The sequence below is a fragment of the Thalassobacillus sp. B23F22_16 genome (genome assembly GCF_043496955.1).
GTDB classification, from domain to species: domain Bacteria; phylum Bacillota; class Bacilli; order Bacillales; family Halobacillaceae; genus Thalassobacillus; species Thalassobacillus devorans_A.
Map to the genome: position 1 here is coordinate 1 of NZ_JBIEKD010000020.1, position 15873 is coordinate 15873.

Below are 15873 nucleotides of genomic sequence, written 5' to 3' on the forward strand. Positions count from 1 at the left end.
CCCTTTGTTTTCCTTAATATTGAAGAAAAGGAATAACTTGTTTAACAAATGGAGTATAAAAAATTTTTAAAAGTGTTAAAACGATCTTTAACCCTTGGTGTATCAACATTTCCGGAGGGAGTCTCGCAGTTTCCCAACCACCCCATCCAAAAGATGGAAAAGAACCCCTGTTATAGATGAAGATGTCTTCCACTAAACTGTATATTGCAAGCTACAATCATGCTTTTAAAAGTAGCTCTCCCTTTGGTTGAAGGACTGTATATCGATGTTTCCGTTTCTCTTATACACGTAAGGAGATCCGGGAAATTGCGAGACTCCGATGGGAGGATAGTACATGGTGAGATCCCGCAGGGCTTTAGCCCGAGGAAGCTCACTGTACGCCCATGGAAAGCGAGTAATTTCCCGGACCTCCCTACCGTTACTACCGTAACGGAAACAACATATCTTGAAACTGAGTCTTCAGCAATTGGGAGCTTTAACAGAGCCTAAATGAAAAATGAGGCTGCTCACGATTAAATACGGAACAGCCTCATCTTATTAAGATAGCAAGTGATCCATATAACTTTGGTCTTGCTTGTCCCTTACTTTCCAGGCTTTTTTATTATGAACACTAACGGCACCATAAATGAGCAGGCCCTCGCCATTTCCTGTCGACAAAACAGAATACGAGCGTTTTTGAGGATGAAAGCTCTGGAGCTCTGTACCATGAAGGTAATGGCAAATGTTTTCCCATAATAACTCACCTTGCCGGGCAGCATTCGCTTCACTTTCCGAACGTTTGACCTCTTTCCCCATTACCGTGCTGTCTCCCACGGCAAATAAGTATGGGTGTTCTTTCACTTGAAGCGTAGCAATTGTTTCTGCAAAACCATTGTCATCAATGGGAAGATTAGATGCCTGGAAAAGTTTACTTGGAACAGTGTGGCCCTGCCAAAATAAATCAGTGAATCTTACCTTATTTTTCTTGTTGGTCCTGATATAATCCTCCTGGATCTCCTGGATCCTTTCGTTCTCCCATACCTGCACGCCCCGGCTGTTCAAAATACGAACCACCTTCTGATAGGTCCAGTTGGATTCAGCTGGGAGTAAACGCGATTCCCCCAATAAGCGTACGTGCCCTTTTTTAGAGTTATGCTGTTTATACGATTGAATTGCCAGCGCTAATTCTACTTCTATAGGGCCATCCCCAACAATCAATGGATAATAGCTGTCTCTTAAGCTTTCAATTGTGTCCAGCATACCTGCTTTTTCATTTCGTTTCTCTTTTGTGCCGGAGGAGCTGTTATCAACGCCCATATCCAGACTGAGTATATCAAAGGGATACACAGCTCCATCTTTACATACCAGCTTTCGCTGGCTGGTATTAATGTAGGCAGCCTCCCGCTGTATGAAAGGAACTCCTGCTTTAGCACACAGTGTTCTCAAGTTAATCAGAACCTGGTCTCTTGTATAAATACCCTCAGCAAAACCAGGGAGCATCGGCGAATAAACCTGCTGGGAGGAGCGAGAAATCAAGAGAACTTCAACGTGATCGTCATGTTCATCCACAAGTGATCGGATGAGGTGCAAATGAGCATGACCGCCCCCGACTAAAATAACTTTGGTTGCCACTAGAAATCTCCCTCCTCTTTTATAAACATTTTATTCTATGTAGAAAAAGGACCGTCTCAACACACCGGAGTGAGACCGCCCTTGCATTATCTTTTACAAATTAGCATGTAGAAATTCCTGTACTTCTTCAGGTGTTTTTGCATCAGCACTATGTAAATGTGCCTGTTTTTCCCCATTTTGAAATAAAAGAATGCTGGGAATTCCCATAACTTCATAGCGGTTTCCAATCTCAGGTAGTTCATCACGATTGATCACATACCACTGGTATTGATCATATTCCTCTACAATGTCTCCGATAAACATATCCATCCGCTTACAATCCGGACACCAGTCTGCTTCAAATTTAATAATCACAGGTTCCTCGCTATCAATGATTTGATGGAAGACTTCTGTTGTTTGAATGGTTTCCATGCTGTCGCCTCCTCTATGAATCTTCTTATTGTGTATATTCTATCCGGCCTAAGAGATATGCAGCCAGCAAGCCTCCAATAAATGCTATGATGCTCGTTGCTATCAATCCCCCACTCTCCGGTATTCCTGGAAAAATAACTACGACCGATCCCACTACCAGTCCTATTATGACGGCAAACGTTCCTGCCGTATAGTTTTCCAGAAAAAACTTAACTATTTTACTCATGGCTACTACTCCAATCACAATCCCCAGTCCAACTACAGCTATGATATCCAGGCGAAAATCTGAGATCCCACTAATAACAGTCGTATAAACGCCGATGATCAATAGCAGGAAAGAACCGCTGATTCCGGGAAGCACCATAGCACTGCTGGCAATCCAGCCTGAGAAAAACAATAAGATGTAGTTTTCCATCGTTAAATTCTGCATTGCTTCTGTTTCTCCTGCCTGGAAAAAAACCATAGAGGCGACAATTACTGCTCCTATTAATAACAATAGGTAGTGTTTTAATTGGAATGTATGTTTCATGTCAGCCTTATGGTATAAATAAGGCAATACACCAATGATTAATCCAAGAAAGAAAAATTGTGTCGGCTCCGGGTAATGTTCAAACAACCATTCTATCACTCGACTTAGCAGTAGGAATGCTGTGCCGACCCCTAGCAGCAAAGGAATCAAGAAACCGAGATGTTCTTTCCATCGTTTGCTGAAAATCCCATTAATCGCTTCTATCCAACGATCATATATACCTAAGACTACCGCAATTGTTCCGCCACTTACCCCAGGAACCACATCACTTGCTCCCATAAGCATGCCACGGTAGATATTCTTCCATTCAAAGTTCTTCATGGCTTTCCCCTCTTCTCTGCCCAAAAACTACAATCATGCTTTCTATTCTACCAAAAAATTGCAATCGCAGCGTACATTTTTCTTTCTACGATAATATTCGGATAGAATCGTAAATATCTGTACGCTTCCCTTTGAAGAAACGCCCTTGTTCAAGGGCGTTCCGACTCCATATATTGATTGCAGGCTGCCGCCAGTTTGTCCATTAACTGGTTATAGTATTTATAATCAAGCTCCGCCATTCCTTCTTCATCAATGGCAGATCTCATATATTCACTGAAGTGCCAGACATCTCTCTTTACAGGCTCTTTATTGACGACAGCTATTCTATATAATGCATCAAGAACAGCATTCATGACGGAAATATCATGCTTGCCATAAATCCTTATCTGGTAAAAGCTTGCATAGAGATAATCCCGGAAATGGTTCGGCTCCATAATCAGCCTCAGGTGCTCATCATCATCCGCATAATAGCGGATATCATCATATTTATCTCCTAATTCAGCTAAAATCGACCCTATCCGGTTGATACAATTGACGGCTGTATGAGGATCATTGATCCCAGGTGATATTGCTTTGACTGCTATTTCGACTAACTTTTGTATTGAAAATTCAATATCCTGTAAATCTGTCCGTTCATTTCCGATCAGCAAAAATTCCTGACACTCATTTTCATCACATTCTATATCATCTTCCTGAGTCCAGTAAGTGAACATCGGCATCCCTTTTTGTACATAATCCCCGATATAAAAATGTGCTTCTAACAATAGGTTATTTCGCTTGGCCCAGTTTACCAGTTCTTTCACTTGTATGTGCTGAATATAACCTGACTTCGTCGCGAACATATAGCTGGGTTTAGCTTTTTTCATATGTTCCATTTCTGCCTCATCCCAGTTACCGGCGTCCAGATGGCTTTTCTTAGTGAAAGTTTTATCAATAATCGTTGAGGTGCTTTTTCTGATCTCCCCTATCAAGTTATTTACTTGCACAAACCTGGCAGAGTGATGGATAAACAGAATGAAAAAAGCTAAAACAACGATAGAAACTACGACTGTAAAAAACGGGCTTGCCAATGCCTGTTTTTTATCTTCTGTCAGTAAGATCAAGTTGAGCAGTGTAAAGAAAAATCCGAATGAATAGACACCTAACACATGCTGGGTCACTCTGCTCTTCATGAAATTTTGTAACGTCCGTGGAGAAAATTGCGTCGTGTAAGTAGTCAATACAACCATAATTGTCGAAAAACTGATGGTGGTCATCGTAAGGATGGCAGTTATTAAGGCACTATACAACGACTTGGCAATATCCTGGTTGGTAAGAAATATATTCGGTATCGTTTTAGAAATTAAAGGCAGTAGCGCATTGTCCGCCCATGTAACTAACGCGACAGCCACTAATGAAACCAGGCCATATATTGTTGGAAGAAACCAGAAGCTGTCCCGGAGATTCACCTGTGCTCTTTTGGAATGGGTAGTTGTATTCACATGTTTTCAGCTCGATTCTTTGAGTTAGATTACAAGCTTACCATAACCTTTACGAACTCAAAGTAAACTGGAGAAAAATAACAGCCATCAACGAAGCAGCTTTTCCAGCCAATGATGGTCCGGCTGGCATTGGATCAGTCCCTGTTTCAACCATTCCTTCTGTCTCTCATTCAACCTTGGGAACACAGCTTCGAAATCTTGCTCATCCTTCTCCTTCGTGTGCTTCGCTTTATATAGCAGCACGATTTCCGGATTCAAATAAGGAAATCCCTGCTCGGAATGCAGGTGCATATGAGAAATTGGGAAGGTGATGTCAGGGTCCCGACGATAGGTCCACTGGTCATCATTTCTTTCATTCAATAATATTTCCAACTCTTGGACATCTCTTTTCGCATGTATCTCATGGATAGGAAGCTCCAGCCGCTCCATTTGGTTCCACTCTCTCATTTGCTCATTCTCAACAATTTGCACTTCCCATCCTGTCATTGCTTCTTGCAGCAGGGATTGATCGTCACGAAAAACAGCTACTTCGATATCCTCGTGCTGCCGTGTTTCTTCTCCGATATGTAAATCAATCGCCCACCCTCCAGCAATAAACCACTTCCCTTCGAAGGCTGCCATCCATTTCGTTACTTCCTGACATTTCTCAAACATGCTTATCCCTCCCCTTTATTTTTTACCCTTTATCAAAATAAAAAACCTTGGATTTTTTAATAGCGAACCTAAAAATAAAACAAAGAAAGAAGCCGCTGTGCTTCTTCCCTTGCTGTAGTGAGCGAAAAATCATTCATTGCAACAAAAAGTCATTCCTGCGAATTTTCTTCTTCCGCGATATTTTCCTGTTCGTGCACATATTGATCATATTGGATGTTACGCTGGAAGTCCACTTTTTCGTCCCCCGTATATCCCTCTATTCCTGTGGAGGCAAAGTTCTCATAAGTCTCGACGTAACCAGATCCATCTTCATTGTCTATTAATGAGGAGCCTTCATAGGTCATACTCGTCTCATTAAATGAAGCTACCTGCTCATAAGCATTCTGCTCGTTGTATTCCGTCTCCTCACTCCCTGTATAATATTCTTCCTCCATGTTCTCCAGGACATCTTCTTCTGCAGGACGGTCGTCTGATGCGCTTTGATTCGGTGAAGCTTCCACTACCGTACGTGCTGTCGGAAGTGCTTTCAGCCTCTCCATCGGGATTTCTTTCCCCGTCTCTTCACATATACCATACGTACCCTCGTTCATCTGCTTTAAGGAATACTCAATATCAGCGAGTTCTTCTTTCATATGCGCACTTAGTGCAATATCTTTTTCCCGTTCATAAAGCTCAGTCCCAGAATCCGCCGGATGGTTATCATATTGGGAAAGCTCGCCTGAAGATGTGTCGCTTGCAAAACCGCGATTGAAACCGAAATGATCATTCTGCTCCAGTTCCTGTTCAATTTCCCGTTTGCGCTCTTCCAATTGTTTTCTTAAATGATCATATTTCATCATCATGCTTCCTTCCATGTTTGTGTTGTGCTTAGTTTTACCATTGGCTTTACTTTTACCACAAGAATGGAAGGAAAATTTAAAATCAAACCTATCCTTTGATTAACTTCGCTTAACTTTTCCTTGGCAATCGGGCGTACCTTTTCCGCTCCTTGCGCAAGTAGACGATCTATTATGTTTTTATTGTAGAGCAGTTCCTGATACTTCAACCTCGGCTCTGTCAGTTCCCGGTTCATCACTGCAAACAGTTCACGCTTTACCTCTCCATAGCTGATTCCTTTTGCAAAAGCATCTTTCATCTGCCGGGTCTCCATAGTTGTCGCGAACGCCCTGTAGAGAGAAAATAACGTAGAACCCTCCACCTCCTTTGGAGCATCCGGTGGTAAGGAATCAGTTGTTATTCGATTGACCAGCTTCTTTAATTTAGCTTCCTCTACAAATAAAGGAATCGTGTTATCATAACTCTTACTCATTTTTCGGCCATCTAATCCAGGAATGATAGCTGTTTCTTCTGTTATGAAAAAGTCAGGAAGCTTAAACGTTGTGCCATAATAGTTATTGTAAGACCCTGCTATATCCCTGGCCATTTCAATATGCTGAATATTGTCTTTCCCCACTGGTACATCATCTGCCTGGAAAAGGAGGATATCGGCTGCCATCAAAACAGGATAATTGAAAAGCCCCATATTGACACGATCGTCATCCGTCTTCCCTTCTGAACGATTAGCATCCACTCTTGCTTTATAAGCATGGGCACGGTTCATCAAACCTTTACTGGTGACAGAGCTTAAAACCCATTGCAATTGCACCACTTCCGTTATATCGGACTGCCTGTAAAACATGGATGTCTCTGGATCAAGCCCTAAAGCAAGCCATGTCGCTGCCACCTCATAGGTCAACTGTTTCAATTGAGTTCCGTTCTGGATAGAATTCAACGCATGAAGATCAGCAATAAAGTAAAATGCTTCCCGGTTTTCATCTTTAGCCAAATCTAACGCTGGTTTGATGGCACCAATATAGTTCCCGACATGGGGAGTTCCTGTTGGTTTTACACCCGTGATCGTTCGTTCTTTCATCCTGCACCCCTCCGTTTCTGTCATTCAACAATTCCTTACAGCAAAAGCATTGCTCCACTTCCATTACATTAAAAAAGAGCTCTCATCCTTGAATTTAATCAAAGGACGAGAACTCTCTCGCGGTGCCACCTTCATTCGCAATTGATATGCGCACTTATTCCTTAGCTGACACTAAGGACTTCTTTTTAACGGCAGAAGCTCCGTCATACCTACTATTATTTCGGTACGAACGCTCAGAAGCCCATTCACTATTCTCCCCTTACTGATTCCCACCAGCCATCAGCTCTCTTAAAAGGAACAGAATACCTACTCTTCTTCCTCACAGCGTATTGATATAATTGTTAAAATCTTACTTAATTCCGTCAGTAAAGTCAATAGGCTACTGCTGATTTTATTCAGGTGGCGTTCATGATCAAAACCCATACATTATAAATAACCAACGCAGTAACCAGTGTCTTTTCTGTTACGGATCCTGTACGGAATGTGAAAATGAACCGGAAGTACCTGCGCGATAAAGGATAAAAAAGAGGGATCCCTTTTTTCGTCACATAATCTCCAAGCAGATGAGATAAAACTCCCGCAAGCAAGCCATATAAATAAAACCACGGAACATGCATCCATTCAACAATCACCTGGCAATAGACCCACAACACGAACAAAAACAAAAGCGAGTGGGTCATTTTTCGATGCCCGCGCAACATAACTAACACCGGGATCATCATCATGACGAATATTTTCAAATCTTCCCGGTAAGTATTAAGCGTTTGAGGGAAAAATAAATAGACCAATAATGTCACAAGGAAAAGCAGCATCAACAGCCGCCAGAACTTACTGCCGAGCCGGGATGCTGGTGTGTCGATATCAGGCAGCAGTGCCCCGAAAAGGACAAATACAAAAAACAGTACGACATCCATCGTATGGACTGGTGCGATACCGAACTGCTGCAAAATGGTAATGGCCATCACTCCGAAAGTGAAGCCAAGTACTTGGTGTCCAGTTGCTAACATGATGTCTAACCTCTTTATTATGTAATGAGAAAAGCCCCAAAAAAGGGGCTTTTTCAATATTATCCTAAAAATACAGCGCCGTAAACAAGCGATATCAAGATGACAAAAGCCGGATGGACTTTCTTGCGCTCAATTAAAAGAAAGCTGGAGACCGAAATCAATATCAGCTGCAGCCATCCAATTTGAATCTGCGCCTCAGCAAAAAATTTCCAGGCCATGATACCGAGTAAAATGGCTATCACTGGCCGCACGTATAATGTCATCCGCTTCACATTTGGAGAATCTTTATATTTATAAAGTAAGCCGAGCAGGAAAATCATAACGATTAAAGAAGGAGCAACTGCTCCGAAGACACCGATAAAGGCCCCAAGCAGACCGCCCTGCTCATACCCAATATATCCCGCCATCTTGGTGGCAATCGGTCCAGGAAGCGCATTGCCGAGAGCAAGCACTTCACTGAATTCCTGGACGGTCATCCAGTCATAACGTTTAACGACTTCATTTTCAACAAGGGGTATGGAAGCAGGACCCCCGCCATAACCAAGTATGCCAGGGATGAAGAAAGCTAAAAATATCTGCCAGTAAATCATGCTTCATCCCCCTTTTTTACCGCTTCTCCTGCCCTGGAATTCTCTTTTCCCAGGAGTGCAGCTGCCAGTAAGAATGCGATAATTATGCCGGGATGAACATTGATGTAGGAGAGCAAAACAAAAATGACAGCAGACATTCCAACTACCATCCCCCATCCCATTCCTTGTTTCGCCTTGTGGAAGAATTGCCATGTCAGTACCGCCAGCATCACAGCTACTACCGGCATGACTGCACTTGTCATCCCCTGGACCCAGTCGGCATCCTGCACGGAGGATAACGAAGTCAATAACACGATCATCAAAAATATCGTAGGGATGATGGTCGCAAGGACAGCATTGACCAGTCCAACCCATCCGCTCACTCGGTAGCCGATATACCCGGCCATTTTGGTAGCAATCGGACCAGGAAGTGTATTGGCCAGTGCCAGCAAGTCCCCGAATTCATCGTCGTTCATCCACTTGTATTTCTCTACTACTTCTTTATGTACTAAGGGAATGGAGGCTGGACCTCCTCCATACCCCAGCATGCCTACCCTGAAAAATGCCAAGAATAAATGCCATTGCGTCATGTCGTATCACCCTTCTCCTGCACTACCAGACGGCGATTGCTCCATCTGTCCGTGACTCCGTTCCACCAGCCAGTGTGCCATTCTCCTGATCCCTAATGATGACCTGGCCTCTGCCAAAGCTGCCAGAGTCAAGAGCTACTTTGATGTGATGTCCTTTTCTCGCTAATGCTTGTGCCACGTCTTTTGGAAAAGTCGGCTCGACGATTACTTGTTTTTCTCTTACCCACTGCCAACGAGGTGCATCCAGTGCTGCCTGGGGGTTCAACTGGTAATCCACTAAATTATGGACCACCTGCATATGCCCCTGTGGCTGCATGAACCCTCCCATAACCCCGAAGGGACCGACTGCTTTACCGCCTTTTGTCAGAAATCCCGGAATAATGGTGTGGTATGTTCTCTTCCCGCCTTCCAGCGCGTTGACATGATTCGGATCAAAGGAAAAGTTATGCCCCCTATTCTGCAGGGCAATTCCTGTTCCCGGTACAACCAGCCCGGAGCCGAACCCCATATAGTTGCTCTGAATGAATGATACCATGTTCCCTTCTTTATCAGCGGCAGCTAAGTAAACCGTTCCGCCTTTCGGTGGTTCACCAGGAGCAGGGGAAACCGCTTCCTCTCCGATCCGTGCGCTTCTTGCTTTTCCATACGATTCGGAAAGCAGGCTGTCCACTGAATGCTTCATACTGCCGTACTCTGTAATATGCTCCAACCCATCAACAAACGCCAGTTTCAAGGCTTCCATTTGTTTATGGTAGTCGGCAACTGAATGCTGTTCCGAGAATTTAAACTCTTTCGCAATGTTCAAGGCCATTAGTGCTACCAGCCCCTGACCATTTGGAGGTATTTCCCATACGTCATAACCACGATAATTAATCGAAACAGGGTCTACCCACTCCGGCTGGAATTTTTCCAGATCTTCTTTACGCAAAAAGCCCCCATAGTTACTGGAAAATTCATCAATCTTCTCTGCTATGTCTCCATGATAGAATGTTTCTCCATTGGTTTCTGCAAGCGCACGCAATGTGTTTGCATGATCCGGAGAAGACCATACTTCGCCGATTTCTGGGGCTCTCCCTTTTGGAGCAAAGGTTTGGAACCAATTCTCAAACATTTCATCTGTCAGTTTTTGTTTGAAAGCCTTATATCCCTCCTGCCAAAACTTCCCGAGAATCGGAGTTAAAGCATAGCCTTCTTCTGCATGGGCAATGGCGGGTGCAAGTGTTTCTTTCAAGGTCAGGTTACCAAACCGTTTAGAAAGTTCCACCCAGGCAGCAGGCGCACCTGGAACAGTGACCGGCATCCATCCGTAGGTGGGAATTTCCTTATACCCCAACTCTTTCAACTTATCGATCGAAATATCCTTTGGTGATGGACCGCTCGCATTCAACCCAAATAATTCATCTTTCATCCACACAAGTGCAAAAGCATCTCCACCGATTCCGTTAGAGGTGGGCTCGACCACTGTCAGACATGCTGCGGTAGCAATCGCAGCATCCACTGCATTCCCTCCTTTTTTCATAATATCTAGTCCTGCTTGAGCTGCTAATGGCTGGGAAGTCGCCACCATTCCATTTTTCCCATATGTAGTCATCCGTTGTGAGGGATGCGGGTTATATAATGTATCAAACTCCATCCTGTTCTCCTCCTATCCTAACTAATCTGCGCCATGTCCTTATTATTCCAGAAATAATTAATTTTTCAAAATTTTTTATCAGAATAAAGCATATTTTATATGTTACTTTCTATTTTTGTCGAAAAAAACACTGGGTGCAGAACATTTGGTATAATATTGAAAATCATAAAAACCTGGCCTGTAGCCAATATAAGAAAAGAGGGGGTTATCATGAAGGGGCTGTTAATCAAGCAGCAAAGAATGAAACAACAGATGACTCAGGAAGAACTAGCCTTGGGGATATGTTCTGTCTCGTATTTAAGCAAAATTGAACATGAATTAATCAAGCCCAGCGAAGAAATTTATGAGCTGTTGGGTGACCGTCTCGGCCTTGATCTTCGTTCGCTTAACGACTCGTTTGACAGCGTTATCTATGACAGGCTTCATAGCTGGCATGAAGCGATCAAACATAATGATTATACGACGATGATTGATATACACCAATCATTGCGCGAATCACTCCAGCATAACTACCACATTGAGCTCAACAACCTGTTTATGATTTTTGAATTCAGATACGCCTTCACCCTCAACCAACTAGACGACCCCTCCGAAAAAATCGCCCTTCTAAAAAGTATTGCAGAAACATCGAACCTGGAATTCCAATACTATTTCCATAAAATACTTGGTTATTATTATCTGATGGAGAATGAGTGGCATTGTTCCTTAAAGGAGTTGAAGCAAGCCAAAGCTACTATTGCCGAACTTCCGATAGATGACAGCGAACTGTATTATCATATGGGTTATTTATATAGCAGATTGGGGAACTTCGCAGAATCCATATTGTATGCGGAGAAAGCTTTGGAGATGTACCAGAAGACACTCCATTATACGAAAGTGATCGAATGCTGCATGCTGATAGCGATCAACTATAACTTATTGAGTGTCTATGATGTTGCGGAAGAATACTTTCAAAAAATCCTCCGGTCAGCCAATAGCTACTTAACTCATGAAGTAAGAGCGAAAGTGTATCATAACCTTGGCTATATTTGCATAAATAATAACCAATACGATGAAGCCCTGGACTATTTAGAGGCGGCACTTGCGTTAAAAGAAAGTGAACAGATGAACCCCGCCAACACACTCTATTTGCTTGCTTTGACACACTATTCGATAAAGGATTTTCCAAAAGCTAAATTATATGTGGAGAAAGGCCATAAGATTGCTGCTGAATTTGAAGATCTGAAGTATCTCTACAAACATTTCATTTTGCTTCACCGAATAGAAGGTACCATGCTGCAGAACATATTTGTTGATACATTGAAAGAGGAAATCATCCCTTACTTTAAGAAAGCCAATGAATTAGAAGAGTATAAAGATGCTTTGAAGTTATTGGGGGAGATCTATTATGAAGGTAAGAGATATAAACTTTCCGCCCAATACTTTAAAATAGCAACACAATCTGATTTTCAGGGGAAGGAGGTTTTAGTATGAAGAAACTATTGCTTGTGGTCGGTATTTTGTTTATCGCCACCGGAGCTGGATATGCCTCCCAGGATATCGCAGGAAACGATTCAGACTACCCTCGTTTAGGATCAGTGGAGAAAGTTTAAACGGATTTATTATCACCGTCTTTCATAAGACGGTTTTCTCTTGTCTATTCTTCCTCTCTTTCTTCCTCTCTTTCTCTAGTTATTTTCCCAACCCTGTCCAGAATTCACCTATTTTTCAACACTATCAGCTACTCTCTTTCCCAATAATATTGTCAGAATTTTGTGATATATTTATAGTATAACAACTTTAAGGGAGGTCTAGAAATGACAATGAAAACATTTCTTGTTGTTGTCGCTTTAGGTACAGGCCTTTTTGTCAGCGGTATGGTCAGCCATGCAGACCAGACGTCGCAATACGTGAACGCCGATGTCCAAGCGTCCGACCAGTCTCCCGTCCCCCTTTCCAATGGCGAAGACCCGCCAGCAAATCCAGAGGATGAAACAGCTCACAGTTTGGCAGCAAAGACAACCAGCACACCATATAAAAAAGATTCAGAGAGAGAAAACGAAAGCACAACAGATAGGGTCAATTATCCCACCTACACTTCACCTAACCAATCTGCTTATTCCGTGCAAGCTCCCTCCTCTCCCCCTTACTTCCAAAATGTCCCTGCTGCCAATCCAGGTACTTATTATCCAGTGGTGAAAGATCCCATCTACCTGTTATACGATAAGGCGCTTAATCAATTATTTAAAGATGGACAACTCAATTCCTTGACGATTGTCTTAGTGATCATCATCGGCTATATGATACGGTATAACCACCAGCCACAAATGACTGAGTCAGGGGAACAGACGGATCATACGGCCAGATTTCTTAAAAAATATATCCACCACTTCCTGATGATTCTTACCATCATCTGTTTACTCATCGCCCTTTTTATCGCAAAGCAGATACTGGTTTTGCTGATCTGAAGGCAGCGAAAGAGACCGGCGCTCCAGCTGGTCTCTTTCCGTGTGGCTAAGGCATTGGCGGACGTTGGTGATTGCGATCCTTCTCCATATTTTTTTCTGCCTCAGCTTCGTGTGCCATGTTTTTTCTTTTTGTCTTAACCATCCAACTGATACTCGCTACCAGTAATACCGCTACAACAATCACAATGATGATACTACCCATCTGTCATTCCCTCCTCTAATATTCAATGAGATGGTCAAAATACTCTCGCTTAACGCCATCAATGACGATAGCTCCTCCGTCCGGACAGGCAAATATGGTTGTATTATTATCGCTTCTTTTCAACTCTTTGATCGCTCTTTGTTGGGAAGGTTCCCCCGTCCAGTGTGGGTAAAAATAAAAGTCTACCAGCCCCAAGGCTCCATATTGAGAAGAAGATAACTGCGAACTTGCTAGATATTTGGCATCGACATATTCAGCAACATTGATATTATCGGTCATTATCATGGCGCCTGCACTGACGCCGATGACTAACCCTCCTCTATTCACATAGCCTCGCAGCCAGTCTAACATTCCTCGCTCTCTTAATCTGGCTAAAAAGTGAAAGGTATTTCCTCCCGATAAAAATATAGCATCACAATTACCTAAATCCTCCAAGACCCTAGCTTCAAACTCCTCATCGATATCACAATAGACATAACCAGAAAAACCAAGCCGGTCCAGTCGATTTTTCATCGGATAATAATAGGTACCATCAGGGTCTGTCTGAGAAGGGATATAACCTAGTTTCGATCGCTCCTTCCCTATCAAACTCACAATCCTTTTCTCAAATTCACTCGATATGTCATCTTTCCACTCGCTTAATAATACGAGCCTTTTCATAGTGATCACCTCGAATTAAGTATAACGAAAGGCCTTGAACCTGTAAGGGCCCAAGACCTTCCTGTACATTTATTATACCGCTTTCGGGTTTAGCTGCACATCGACATTTCCACGGGTCGCTTTAGAATAAGGGCATACCTGATGAGCAGACTGAGCTAATGATTCAGCCTCTTCTTGAGTTACTCCTTTAATATCGATGTTTAAAACGACACCAATTTTAAAGCCGCCATCTTCCGGGTCTTTCATGAGACTAACATCAGCTTTTAACGTCGATTCGATATCCTTTTTCTCTTTACTTGCTACAAGATTCAATGCTCCATCATAACAAGCGGCATAAGCAGCAGCAAAAAGCTGTTCAGGATTTGTACCTGTTTCATCTTTCTTTTCGTTAGGCATTACGACATTTAAGTCAATAACCCCATCATCTGATTTAACATGTCCATCACGACCGCCTTCAGCTGTTGCGTGTGCGGTGAAAAGTACTTCACTCATTCAGAACACTCCTTCCAATATCTGCATTCATTACCTTCTATTCCTTTAACGGCAATATCTTAAACTTTATAAGGTTCTGTAAAAGTTGTTGATTTAACAAAAGAGGCTTTTTCCATAAAAGAGCCGAAAAGTCGAAGACTTGATTTCGAGATGATTGTGAGAGTTTAGGGGCGTTGGGGAAGGGACTAGGCAAGACCCCACAGGGAGTGTAATGACCGAGGAGGCTTGCCAGTTCCCCCGCAGGAAAGCGAGTCGTTTCCCAGACCATCCTATTCCTTTCATGGCAACGGACCCTCTATCTTGAAGCTGAACTTGAGTAAAAGGGAAATTAACTGAGTTTTTTAAAGACCATGCTTTTCTTTCAAGGAATCTGGCGCCATTTTTACTATCTTCTGCAGAATGAATGCAAGGACAGCCAGGTCATCAACAAGCCCGATTACCGCCAGCCAATCAGGAATTACATCAAATGGAAAGATCAGATATGCCAGAAATAAAATCACCGACAACCCTTTATGTGAACCTTTTACTTCCTTCGACGTAAAAAAGTCTTTTAAAAATGGAATCGATCGACGCACCTGAAATATAAATTTGATTCTTCGCCAAATTCGAATCATCACATCTCAACCTCCCAACCATATGATTAGGTATACTCCTATTTTCTCACACAATTTATTCATATAATGTAACCTTAAAAGCCGATAATTGCTAATTTATAGCGAATGATTTAACATTATCAATGGACTAAGAAACACAAAACCACGTATTCACTTTCTGATAAAGGAGATGAAAAGGGATGAAAATCGCCTTAATCAACGGCACCATTGTTGGGAATAAAACCAAAACCCTACTGCAAGAAACAGAAAAATTCATCAATGATGTATCTGATAAATATGATACGGAAATCATCAACTTGGAAGACTATGACATGCAATTTATTGATGGTCGGCCGAATGACCAATATAATGACGATATGCAAAAGCTGATTAAACAAGTCGAAGAAGCTGATGCCTATATCATTGCCACACCGATCTTCCAGGGTTCGATCCCAGGCACGCTTAAAAACCTTTTTGATGGTCTATCTCCGCGTGCCATGCGATATAAACCTGTATCCATCGTGGCAAATGGAGGTACACAACAGCATCACCTTGTCATTGAGAACCAGCTGAAGCCAATACTGAACTATTTCCGCTGCCTTGTTACACCAAACTATGTCTACAGCCATACGAACCATTTCTCCACGCAAGGAGAATTAATTGATGAAGATGTCATCAATCGCTTGAAAGTGCTTGCCAACGTATTTGTCGAATATATAGAAATGAGCAAAAACCTGCCGACAGAAGATTAATCTAACGAA

At 42.6% G+C, this 15873-nt stretch carries 19 protein-coding genes and 1 other annotated feature; of the genes, 4 read left to right on the forward strand and 15 right to left on the reverse strand.

The window, feature by feature from the left end:
• Positions 1-537 precede the first annotated feature (537 nt).
• From ACGTNI_RS14680 to ACGTNI_RS14730, 11 genes are all read right to left on the reverse strand, one after another.
• Positions 538-1611 carry an NAD(P)/FAD-dependent oxidoreductase gene (locus ACGTNI_RS14680; RefSeq protein WP_394463554.1) on the reverse strand — a complete coding sequence of 358 codons (1074 nt, stop codon included), beginning with the start codon at positions 1609-1611 and terminating at the stop codon, positions 538-540.
• Between the two features lie 93 nt (positions 1612-1704).
• Positions 1705-2022 carry a thioredoxin family protein gene (locus tag ACGTNI_RS14685; protein WP_394463555.1) on the reverse strand — a complete coding sequence of 106 codons (318 nt, stop codon included), beginning with the start codon at positions 2020-2022 and terminating at the stop codon, positions 1705-1707.
• Positions 2023-2047: 25 nt separating this feature from the next.
• Entirely contained in the window at positions 2048-2872 is an 825-nt protein-coding gene (locus ACGTNI_RS14690; protein WP_394463556.1) for a DUF368 domain-containing protein, read from the reverse strand.
• Between the two features lie 149 nt (positions 2873-3021).
• On the reverse strand, positions 3022-4353 hold the full coding sequence (locus tag ACGTNI_RS14695) for a DUF2254 domain-containing protein (protein WP_394463557.1): 1332 nt from the start codon (positions 4351-4353) through the stop codon (positions 3022-3024).
• 87 nt (positions 4354-4440) lie between these two features.
• Entirely contained in the window at positions 4441-5007 is a 567-nt protein-coding gene (locus tag ACGTNI_RS14700; RefSeq protein ID WP_394463558.1) for a nucleotidyltransferase domain-containing protein, read from the reverse strand.
• A 149-nt stretch (positions 5008-5156) separates the two neighbouring features.
• Positions 5157-5843 (reverse strand): TraR/DksA C4-type zinc finger protein, encoded by a 687-nt coding sequence (locus tag ACGTNI_RS14705; RefSeq protein WP_394463559.1) that lies wholly within the window; start codon positions 5841-5843, stop codon positions 5157-5159.
• Positions 5844-5845: 2 nt separating this feature from the next.
• Positions 5846-6919, reverse strand: a complete 1074-nt coding sequence (locus ACGTNI_RS14710) for a tryptophan--tRNA ligase (protein WP_394463560.1) — start codon at positions 6917-6919, stop codon at positions 5846-5848.
• Between the two features lie 98 nt (positions 6920-7017).
• Positions 7018-7251, reverse strand: a binding site (T-box leader).
• Between the two features lie 63 nt (positions 7252-7314).
• Positions 7315-7926 (reverse strand): metal-dependent hydrolase, encoded by a 612-nt coding sequence (locus ACGTNI_RS14715; RefSeq protein ID WP_394463561.1) that lies wholly within the window; start codon positions 7924-7926, stop codon positions 7315-7317.
• Positions 7927-7985: 59 nt separating this feature from the next.
• Positions 7986-8516 (reverse strand): chromate transporter, encoded by a 531-nt coding sequence (locus tag ACGTNI_RS14720; protein ID WP_394463562.1) that lies wholly within the window; start codon positions 8514-8516, stop codon positions 7986-7988.
• A complete protein-coding gene (locus ACGTNI_RS14725) occupies positions 8513-9085 on the reverse strand; it encodes a chromate transporter (protein ID WP_394463563.1) in 573 nt (190 codons plus the stop codon). The genes ACGTNI_RS14720 and ACGTNI_RS14725 overlap by 4 nt, the downstream gene beginning before the upstream one ends.
• Before the next feature lie 22 nt (positions 9086-9107).
• Positions 9108-10718, reverse strand: coding sequence for a gamma-glutamyltransferase family protein (locus ACGTNI_RS14730; protein WP_394463564.1), 1611 nt, complete (start codon positions 10716-10718; stop codon positions 9108-9110).
• Between the two features lie 210 nt (positions 10719-10928).
• Here ACGTNI_RS14730 and ACGTNI_RS14735 point away from each other — a divergent pair, with 210 nt between their 5' ends.
• From ACGTNI_RS14735 to ACGTNI_RS14745, 3 genes are all read left to right on the forward strand, one after another.
• Entirely contained in the window at positions 10929-12191 is a 1263-nt protein-coding gene (locus ACGTNI_RS14735; protein ID WP_394463565.1) for a tetratricopeptide repeat protein, read from the forward strand.
• Positions 12188-12310 carry a hypothetical protein gene (locus ACGTNI_RS14740; protein WP_254901662.1) on the forward strand — a complete coding sequence of 41 codons (123 nt, stop codon included), beginning with the start codon at positions 12188-12190 and terminating at the stop codon, positions 12308-12310. Before ACGTNI_RS14735 ends, ACGTNI_RS14740 begins: the two co-directional genes overlap by 4 nt.
• Positions 12311-12514: 204 nt before the next feature.
• Complete coding sequence (locus tag ACGTNI_RS14745; protein WP_394463567.1) at positions 12515-13165, forward strand: hypothetical protein; 651 nt, start codon at positions 12515-12517, stop codon at positions 13163-13165.
• Between the two features lie 46 nt (positions 13166-13211).
• Here ACGTNI_RS14745 and ACGTNI_RS14750 read toward each other — a convergent pair whose 3' ends face one another.
• The 4 genes from ACGTNI_RS14750 to ACGTNI_RS14765 all read right to left on the reverse strand — a co-directional run bounded on the left by ACGTNI_RS14750 (position 13212) and on the right by ACGTNI_RS14765 (position 15133).
• Entirely contained in the window at positions 13212-13367 is a 156-nt protein-coding gene (locus ACGTNI_RS14750; RefSeq protein ID WP_394463568.1) for a hypothetical protein, read from the reverse strand.
• A gap of 15 nt (positions 13368-13382) precedes the next feature.
• Complete coding sequence (locus ACGTNI_RS14755; RefSeq protein ID WP_394463569.1) at positions 13383-14027, reverse strand: Type 1 glutamine amidotransferase-like domain-containing protein; 645 nt, start codon at positions 14025-14027, stop codon at positions 13383-13385.
• A gap of 72 nt (positions 14028-14099) precedes the next feature.
• A complete protein-coding gene (locus ACGTNI_RS14760) occupies positions 14100-14519 on the reverse strand; it encodes an organic hydroperoxide resistance protein (protein ID WP_394463570.1) in 420 nt (139 codons plus the stop codon).
• A gap of 341 nt (positions 14520-14860) precedes the next feature.
• Positions 14861-15133, reverse strand: a complete 273-nt coding sequence (locus ACGTNI_RS14765) for a YkvA family protein (protein WP_394463603.1) — start codon at positions 15131-15133, stop codon at positions 14861-14863.
• A 179-nt stretch (positions 15134-15312) separates the two neighbouring features.
• On the opposite strand from ACGTNI_RS14765, the gene ACGTNI_RS14770 reads away from it, so the two are divergent.
• Complete coding sequence (locus tag ACGTNI_RS14770; protein ID WP_062438937.1) at positions 15313-15864, forward strand: NADPH-dependent FMN reductase; 552 nt, start codon at positions 15313-15315, stop codon at positions 15862-15864.
• The last annotated feature ends 9 nt before the right edge of the window (positions 15865-15873 follow it).

Excerpts from the sequence above, each read along its gene's own strand:
- ACGTNI_RS14700 (WP_394463558.1), bottom strand. The coding sequence starts at position 5,007 with ATGTTTGAGAAATGTCAGGAAGTAACGAAATGGATGGCAGCCTTCGAA.
- ACGTNI_RS14745 (WP_394463567.1), top strand. The coding sequence starts at position 12,515 with ATGACAATGAAAACATTTCTTGTTGTTGTCGCTTTAGGTACAGGCCTT.
- ACGTNI_RS14685 (WP_394463555.1), bottom strand. The coding sequence starts at position 2,022 with ATGGAAACCATTCAAACAACAGAAGTCTTCCATCAAATCATTGATAGC.
- ACGTNI_RS14755 (WP_394463569.1), bottom strand. The coding sequence starts at position 14,027 with ATGAAAAGGCTCGTATTATTAAGCGAGTGGAAAGATGACATATCGAGT.
- ACGTNI_RS14715 (WP_394463561.1), bottom strand. The coding sequence starts at position 7,926 with ATGTTAGCAACTGGACACCAAGTACTTGGCTTCACTTTCGGAGTGATG.
- ACGTNI_RS14740 (WP_254901662.1), top strand. The coding sequence starts at position 12,188 with ATGAAGAAACTATTGCTTGTGGTCGGTATTTTGTTTATCGCCACCGGA.
- ACGTNI_RS14705 (WP_394463559.1), bottom strand. The coding sequence starts at position 5,843 with ATGAAATATGATCATTTAAGAAAACAATTGGAAGAGCGCAAACGGGAA.
- ACGTNI_RS14760 (WP_394463570.1), bottom strand. The coding sequence starts at position 14,519 with ATGAGTGAAGTACTTTTCACCGCACACGCAACAGCTGAAGGCGGTCGT.
- ACGTNI_RS14770 (WP_062438937.1), top strand. The coding sequence starts at position 15,313 with ATGAAAATCGCCTTAATCAACGGCACCATTGTTGGGAATAAAACCAAA.
- ACGTNI_RS14710 (WP_394463560.1), bottom strand. The coding sequence starts at position 6,919 with ATGAAAGAACGAACGATCACGGGTGTAAAACCAACAGGAACTCCCCAT.
- ACGTNI_RS14765 (WP_394463603.1), bottom strand. The coding sequence starts at position 15,133 with ATGATTCGAATTTGGCGAAGAATCAAATTTATATTTCAGGTGCGTCGA.
- ACGTNI_RS14690 (WP_394463556.1), bottom strand. The coding sequence starts at position 2,872 with ATGAAGAACTTTGAATGGAAGAATATCTACCGTGGCATGCTTATGGGA.
- ACGTNI_RS14730 (WP_394463564.1), bottom strand. The coding sequence starts at position 10,718 with ATGGAGTTTGATACATTATATAACCCGCATCCCTCACAACGGATGACT.
- ACGTNI_RS14725 (WP_394463563.1), bottom strand. The coding sequence starts at position 9,085 with ATGACGCAATGGCATTTATTCTTGGCATTTTTCAGGGTAGGCATGCTG.
- ACGTNI_RS14750 (WP_394463568.1), bottom strand. The coding sequence starts at position 13,367 with ATGGGTAGTATCATCATTGTGATTGTTGTAGCGGTATTACTGGTAGCG.
- ACGTNI_RS14735 (WP_394463565.1), top strand. The coding sequence starts at position 10,929 with ATGAAGGGGCTGTTAATCAAGCAGCAAAGAATGAAACAACAGATGACT.
- ACGTNI_RS14720 (WP_394463562.1), bottom strand. The coding sequence starts at position 8,516 with ATGATTTACTGGCAGATATTTTTAGCTTTCTTCATCCCTGGCATACTT.